The organism is Vibrio sp., from assembly GCF_984391705.1.
In genome coordinates this window covers 1-7,144 of sequence record NZ_CFHWOM010000097.1, presented here as the reverse complement: position 1 = coordinate 7,144, position 7,144 = coordinate 1, and the positions used below count along the sequence as shown (strand labels likewise).

The 7,144-nt window shown below is 44.2% G+C and carries 5 protein-coding genes; 1 reads left to right on the top strand and 4 read right to left on the bottom strand.

What is annotated here, in order from left to right; translation table 11 throughout:
• The 4 genes from asnB to nagA form a co-directional block, all read right to left on the bottom strand.
• Positions 1 to 1,192 (bottom strand): asparagine synthase B (gene asnB / locus AC4MRV_RS21110; protein ID WP_491189258.1); only part of this gene is annotated, 1,192 nt, incomplete at its 3' end.
• Positions 1,193 to 1,404: 212 nt separating this feature from the next.
• Entirely contained in the window at positions 1,405 to 2,994 is a 1,590-nt protein-coding gene (locus tag AC4MRV_RS21105; protein ID WP_491189257.1) for a cation:proton antiporter domain-containing protein, read from the bottom strand.
• An 84-nt stretch (positions 2,995 to 3,078) separates the two neighbouring features.
• Positions 3,079 to 4,293, bottom strand: a complete 1,215-nt coding sequence (gene nagC, locus AC4MRV_RS21100; protein WP_491189256.1) for a DNA-binding transcriptional regulator NagC — start codon at positions 4,291 to 4,293, stop codon at positions 3,079 to 3,081.
• 2 nt (positions 4,294 to 4,295) lie between these two features.
• On the bottom strand, positions 4,296 to 5,432 hold the full coding sequence (nagA, locus tag AC4MRV_RS21095) for an N-acetylglucosamine-6-phosphate deacetylase (protein WP_491189255.1): 1,137 nt from the start codon (positions 5,430 to 5,432) through the stop codon (positions 4,296 to 4,298).
• A gap of 481 nt (positions 5,433 to 5,913) precedes the next feature.
• On the opposite strand from nagA, the gene AC4MRV_RS21090 reads away from it, so the two are divergent.
• The coding region (locus tag AC4MRV_RS21090) for a PTS transporter subunit EIIC (protein WP_491189254.1) at positions 5,914 to 7,144 on the top strand (1,231 nt) is incomplete at its 3' end.

Sequence of the window (7,144 nt, the reverse complement as noted above, 5' to 3'; positions counted from 1 at the left end):
CGCCCCATGCTGCCAGCGATTTGTTCGCACGAGCACAGTCAAACATGTTCAGAGCAAGCAGTTTTCGTACTGTCTCTTCGTGGAACTCTTTCGCATTTGGCGCTTTGTGGAAGTATAGGTAACCACCAAAGATCTCATCGGCACCTTCGCCAGACAGTACCATCTTGATACCCATCGCTTTGATCTTACGTCCCATTAGAAACATTGGTGTTGATGCCCGGATAGTCGTCACGTCATATGTTTCAATATGGTAGATAACGTCACGAATCGCATCCAGGCCTTCCTGAATGGTGTAAGTCATCTCGTGGTGAACGGTACCGATTTGGTCAGCGACTTCACGAGCAGCTTTAAGATCTGGAGCACCTTCAAGACCAACCGCAAATGAGTGAAGTTGAGGCCACCATGCTTCTGACTTTTCATCGTCTTCAATACGCATTGCAGCAAAACGCTTAGCGACTGCTGAAGTGATTGATGAATCTAGACCGCCAGATAAAAGAACACCATAAGGAACGTCTGTCATTAGCTGACGCTTAACCGCAGCTTCCAGTGCTTCAGTCAGCTCTTCTTTGCTTGTTGAGTTACCTTGAACGGCTGCGTATTCGTTCCAATCACGAGTGTAGTAACGCTGAGGCTCTGCATCACCACTACCGTAGTAACAACCAGGAGGGAACTCACTGACCGTTTTACATACAGGTACAAGTGCTTTCATTTCTGACGCTACGTAGTAGTTACCGTGCTCATCATAGCCTTGGTATAGAGGAATAATACCGATATGGTCACGACCAACTAGGTACGTGTCTTTTTCCTCATCGTAAAGAACGAAAGCAAAGATGCCATTCAGTTCTTCGAGCAGAGCAGCACCTAGATCTTCATACAATGCCAGGATAACTTCACAATCAGAGTCTGTTTGGAAGTCGTATTTTCCTTCGTAACGAGCACGAATTTCTTTGTGGTTGTAGATTTCACCGTTTACGGCAAGGATGTGTTTTTTATCTGAGCTGTAAAGAGGCTGAGCGCCACTGTTAAGACCAACGATAGCTAGACGTTCATGCGCTAGAATCGCTTTTTCTGAAGAGTAAATACCTGACCAGTCTGGGCCACGGTGGCGAAGCTTTTTAGACATTTCTAGCGCCACTGGGCGCAGCGCTTCTGCATCACTTTTAATGTCTAAAATACCAAATATAGAACACATACCACTTCCCTTTAAAAATACATTAACCTTATGTCTTCAATTTGCCATTCTGATTAAAAAAAGCAACCGTCAATAATAAAAAAAGTACCATTAAGAGCTTGTTGGTGAATATTTTCTAATTGAAATGGGTTTTTATTAAATAAAATTGATGTTTAGTGTGTTTGGTGACCAGTTTTATAAAAAAGGCTGCCAAAAAGGCAGCCTTTAAAGGGTTAGCGGGTGGTGTTGAATTGAGGTTTTAATTGATCGCACACGTGGCGCGCAAAACCACTACCAGCTTCGTTATAGATATTGAAGGCTGCGTCTACGCCATCTTCAGTTAGCGCATCAAGTTGATCTGGATATTCTGCAATGGCGGCGATTTGCCCTTGGAAATTACGACGTCGTAACTGCTCTAGCGCAATTTGATTACCTTGGTGGTGTGGCATAGCTAGTAAGACGAGCTTTACGTTTGCTGTATCAAGAATTCGTTCCCAGAAGTCAGGGTCAGTTGCATCTCCGGAGATGACGTTTCGACCTTGAGCTTTATGCTCTTTGGCGGCGTCTTCACGTACCTCAATACCCAAACTAATTTTTCCATATCGATGGCGCAGTTCGTCATATGCGCCGGTACCTATACGACCCATACCCAAAATTAAGATTTGAGCATGACCTGGATTGATTAGCTGATCTCTTGTATTAAGGTTTTCAGCGGCTGTTTCTTTTAGCCAGCGACTAGAACGTTGATAAATTTGGTGACCAAAGCGGTTGATTGGTGCTGAGATAATAAAGGAAATTGAAACTGCTAAAGCCAGTGCGACTAACACGTCCCCGCTCATCCAGCCCATTTTGAATGCCAAGCCTCCAACGATAAGTCCAAACTCACTAAAATTAAACAGACAGAGTGAGGATAAAAGTGACGTTCGGACGCGGAACTTAAACGCGTTTAGTACCACAAAGTAGAGCACGCCCTTAAGTGGAAGTAGCAGCATAAAGAGTATCGCTAGAGCCAGGCCTGAAAGGGTAGGCTGTTCGGAAAGCCCAATGTTTAAGAAGAAGCAAACTAAGAATAGCTCTTTGAGATTAAACAGTGACTTTGAGAGCTCGGACGCTTTTTTGTGTCCAGCTAAAAGCATACCGAGAATTAGCGCGCCTAAGTCAGGTTTCATTCCGACTAGTTCAAATAGACCTGCTCCGACAACTAAAGCGAAGAAAATACCAAACAATACCAACATTTCGCCGTGACCAACCCAGTCTAGTAGACGATAGAATAGAGGTCTTAAGAATGGTAGAGCAAAGAGGGCAATAGCATACCATTCAGGTAGTTTACCTGTAGAAGCCGTAAGGAACACAACCGCAAAGATATCCTGCATAACTAAGATACCAATGGCCAAAGTGCCATATGTCGCGTTCATTTCCCCTTTTTCTTGTAAAGACTTCACTGCAAAAACAGTACTTGAGAATGAGAGTGCGAAGCCAAGTAAGACGATTTGATCAATCGACATTGCAGCAAGAGAGCTGATCCCTAGGAACTTGAAACTGAACAGCGCACCACTGAACAAAGCGGTAGACAAAAGGTTATGGATGGTTGCGCCTGCCCAAATTTCTTTTGACAGCAGAGTTTTAATATCGAGTTTCAGGCCGATAGTAAATAAGAGTAGGGTGACCCCCAGATCAGCTAGGGTAATGATAGTTTCATTGGTTTGGAAGCCAATGGCATGTAGACCGAAGCCCGCCAGTAAGAAGCCAACTAATGGCGGAAGGTTGCACTTTAAAGCGATAAAACCCGCTAGAAAGGCAGTAGTGATTAAGATCAGTTCCATATTTGTTTGTATTCTATCCTAAAAAAACAGGGCCATGTCTTGCGACATAGCCCCGTATTCTAACTCAACTGATTGCGTAGGCGATCAATCTTCAAGTAATTTTTGTAACAAAACGCCGTTTAGCATAGCACGTTTGATCATTGCAAAAGCGCCAAGTGTGGGCTGTTTATCAATTTTAGATGCAACGATCGGCAAGTCACAGTGGAAAGTAGTGAGTGATTGGTTTTCAACGTTACGACGAATCGCTGGGAACACGATTTCTTCACACTGGGTGATATTACCAGCAATGATCACTTTCTGTGGGTTAAACAGGTTGATTGTTATAGCGATGGCTTTACCTAGTTGATTACCAACACGTACTAAGCTTTGTTTTGCTAACTCGTCGCCTAAATTTGCATGTTCACACACGTCACTAATAGTGATGGAATCAAGTGTTGTTAGGCTAGACTCATAACCTTGTGCAATGAGTTTATTGACGCGCTCAACGATAGCTGGGTTTGCCGCAACAGTCTCAAGACAGCCGAAGTTGCCACACTGACACTGTTCACCAAGTGGATCAATTTGGATGTGACCAATTTCACCAACATTACGATTAAAGCCCAAGAACACTTGGCCGTTAACGATAATACCCGCACCAGTGCCTCGATGCACACTGACCAAAATAGAATCTTGGCAGTCTTGGCTAGCGCCAAAGTAGTGTTCCGCTAATGCCATACCACGCACGTCATTACCGACGAAACATTGAACGTGAAAAGTATTGCGCACCAACTCAGCTAAACCGAGGTTATCGATAGTGATGTTAGGCATATACTCTACGACACCAGTTTCTGGGTTGACGAGGCCCGGCAATGAAATGCCAATAGCGATAAGTTGGTTGATTATGGTGTGATTGGTTGCGATAAACTGTTTTAAGTGAGTAAGCAAGCCCTCAACTAGCTCTTCTTGGGTTGTGTAGAAGAACTCAGTGTAATCAGAAGCCAGCTCTTTTCCACCTAAGTTATAAAGGCTGAATTGAATGTAATCACGACCTATACGTACAGCGACTGAGTGAAATGGTTCAACTTCGGTAGTCAGGGAGATGGCTCTGCGTCCCCCTGTTGAAGCTTGTTGCGCGACCTCTTTAATTAGGCCGCGCTCAAGAAGTTGGCGGGTAATCTTAGTAACACTAGCAGGAGCGAGTTGGCTGACATCAGCAACTTGGATCCTGGAAATCGGACCTTGCTGGTCAATCAATCTATAAACTGCTGCACTGTTTAGTTGTTTAACTAAATCTACGTTACCTATTTGTCCGCCATTCATTCTTAATTTTGCTCGTATTGTCCGTTAACAACAGTCGCTTGAACATTGAAGTCACGATCAAATACAGTGAGGTTTGCAACCATGCCTTTCTTAACGCGGCCTAGTTGTTCTTCAACACCGATTGCTTTTGCTGGGTACAGAGTAGCCATACGTAGTGCTTCGTCCAGAGCGATTCCGACATGCTCAACAGTATTTTGAACTGCTTCAATCATGGTTAATGCTGAGCCGCCTAGTGTGCCATTTTCATCAACACACTTGCCATCACGGTAATATACTTTCTTACCTACAAAAATAAAGTAATCCATGTCAGCGCCTGCAGGAGCTGTGGCATCGGTCACTAATACTAATTTTTCGCCCTTAATTTTGTGAGCGATACGAATGTTCGCATAATCAACATGGAACCCGTCAGCGATGATGCCTGCGTATACGTCTGGTGTATCGTAGATAGCGCCAACAACACCAGGCTCACGGCCTACCATTGGAGTCATTGCGTTAAATAGGTGAGTTGCGAATGTGATGCCAGCGTCAAAGCCACGACGAGCTTCAGCGTACGTTGCATTAGTATGTCCAATTGAAACGACGATACCCGCTTGCTTTAGGCGCTCAATGTGTGCCGCTTCATTGTGCTCTGGTGCTAGGGTTACTTTTGCAATCACATCTGCGTTTTCACACATGAAGTCAATCATGCTGTCATCAGAAGGGCGAATGAAATCGACACTGTGGATGCCTTTTTTGGCAACGTTCAAGTATGGACCTTCTAGGTGTAGACCTAATGATTGGTTTTGGTACTTCGCATGGTAGTCACGAGCTGCTGCTACTGCTTGGCGCATATCTTCATCAGAAGAGGTGATTAGCGTAGGCAGGAAGCTTGTACAACCTGACTTTAGGTTTGCTTCATGCATGATTTGCATCGTGTCTGCTGTGATCTCGTCGTTTAGCATCACGCCACCACAGCCGTTAAGCTGCAAGTCAATGAAGCCTGGACTTAAGTTTGCACCATCTAGGTCACGAGTTTCGAGGCCTTCTGGCAATTCTGAAACCGGACAAACTGCTTCAATCAAATCATTTTTGATGATTACAGCGTGGTCTACTAGAACCTCATTACCGGTGAAGATTTTACAGTTAGTTAGCGCATACATGATCAGCTAATCCTTATGTTTAGATTCTTAATACTTTTAGTCATCTAATTGAAGTAATAGTGCCACATATTGGGACTTTATTTGTGTGCTTCAATTAGGTCGCAAAATATCTTTAGCAAACGAAAAAATGATTCTATCTACGTGAAGCTTACAAGTAAGAAAAACCAGATGGAACGCTGTGCCATGAGTATAGCCTATGACTCATTCACGCGTTGTATGGCAGTACTTGGAGCCTCTTTTTACGAGTAGAGAATACCGTGAATCTTATCTGATGATTGCTATTTTTTTGTATTGTAAAATAAGTTTTATGATCTAGCTAGCAAAAACCTTGTGTATTGGCTGTTTCTGGTGATTAGGATCACAAATGATGAGGTTTTAATTTGCGGAGCAAAATTAATGTCATAAACTGACCTTGACTAAATTGAGCGACTAAAAAAAGTAGCTCGACCAAAATACTAAAATCCTATAGGGGGAACTTAAGGTGAATATTCTTGGATATGCGCAAAAGTTAGGTAAAGCTCTTATGCTTCCTATCGCAACGCTTCCAGTTGCGGCGCTCTTACTACGTTTAGGTCAAGGCGACCTTCTTGATATCCCATTCATGGCGCAAGCTGGTGGTGCTATCTTCGGTCAACTTCCACTTCTATTCGGTCTAGGTATCGCGATTGGTCTTTCTAAAGACGGTCAAGGTGCTGCAGGCCTAGCTGGCGCAGTTGCGTACTTTGTACTAACAGCGACAGCAACAACAATCAACGCTGACGTTAACATGTCATTCTTCGGTGGTATCATCGCTGGTATCATTGCTGGTCACTCTTACAACGCTTTCCATGCTACACGTCTTCCTGAGTGGTTGGCATTCTTCTCTGGCAAACGTCTAGTACCAATCATGGCTGGTCTATTCGCGCTAGTTGCAGGTGCTGTTTCTGGTGTTGTATGGCCAACTATCCAAGGCGGTCTTGACGCTCTAGCACACGCTGTTTCTACTTCTGGTGCAATTGGTCAGTTTGTTTACGGTACTCTTAACCGTGCACTTATCCCTGTAGGTCTTCACCACGTTCTTAACTCTTACTTCTGGTTCGGTATGGGTACGTGTCAAGAAGTTCTAGTTACTGGTGCTCAAGCTGCTGGTCAGGCTCTTCCTGCTCTACAACAACTTTGTGTAGACCCAGCTCTAGCTAAGACTCTTGTTGCTGGTCAATCACACACATTCGAATTCGCTAACTCTGTAACTCCAGAGATTACAGCAACTGTTAAAGAAGTAACTGAAACAGTTAAATCTGGTGACCTACACCGTTACTTCGGCGGCGACAAGTCTGCTGGCGTATTCATGAACGGCTTCTTCCCTGTAATGATGTTCGGTCTACCTGGTGCAGCTCTAGCAATGTACCTAGCAGCTCCAGCTGAAAAACGCAGCCAAGTTGGTGGTGCACTATTCTCAGTAGGTTTCTGTTCATTCCTAACTGGTATCACAGAGCCACTAGAATTCATGTTCGTATTCCTAGCTCCAGCTCTATACGCAATGCACGCTGTATTCACTGGTCTATCTCTAGTAGTTGCTAACATGTTTGGTACGCTACACGGCTTTGGTTTCTCTGCAGGTCTAATCGACTTCGTACTGAACTGGGGTCTAGCAACTAAGCCGGTAACTCTACTACTAATCGGTCTAGGCTTCGGTGCTCTATACTTCTTCACATTCAGCTTCGCAATCCGTG

Excerpts from the sequence above, each read along its gene's own strand:
- nagA (WP_491189255.1), bottom strand. The coding sequence starts at position 5,432 with ATGTATGCGCTAACTAACTGTAAAATCTTCACCGGTAATGAGGTTCTA.
- AC4MRV_RS21105 (WP_491189257.1), bottom strand. The coding sequence starts at position 2,994 with ATGGAACTGATCTTAATCACTACTGCCTTTCTAGCGGGTTTTATCGCT.
- nagC (WP_491189256.1), bottom strand. The coding sequence starts at position 4,293 with ATGAATGGCGGACAAATAGGTAACGTAGATTTAGTTAAACAACTAAAC.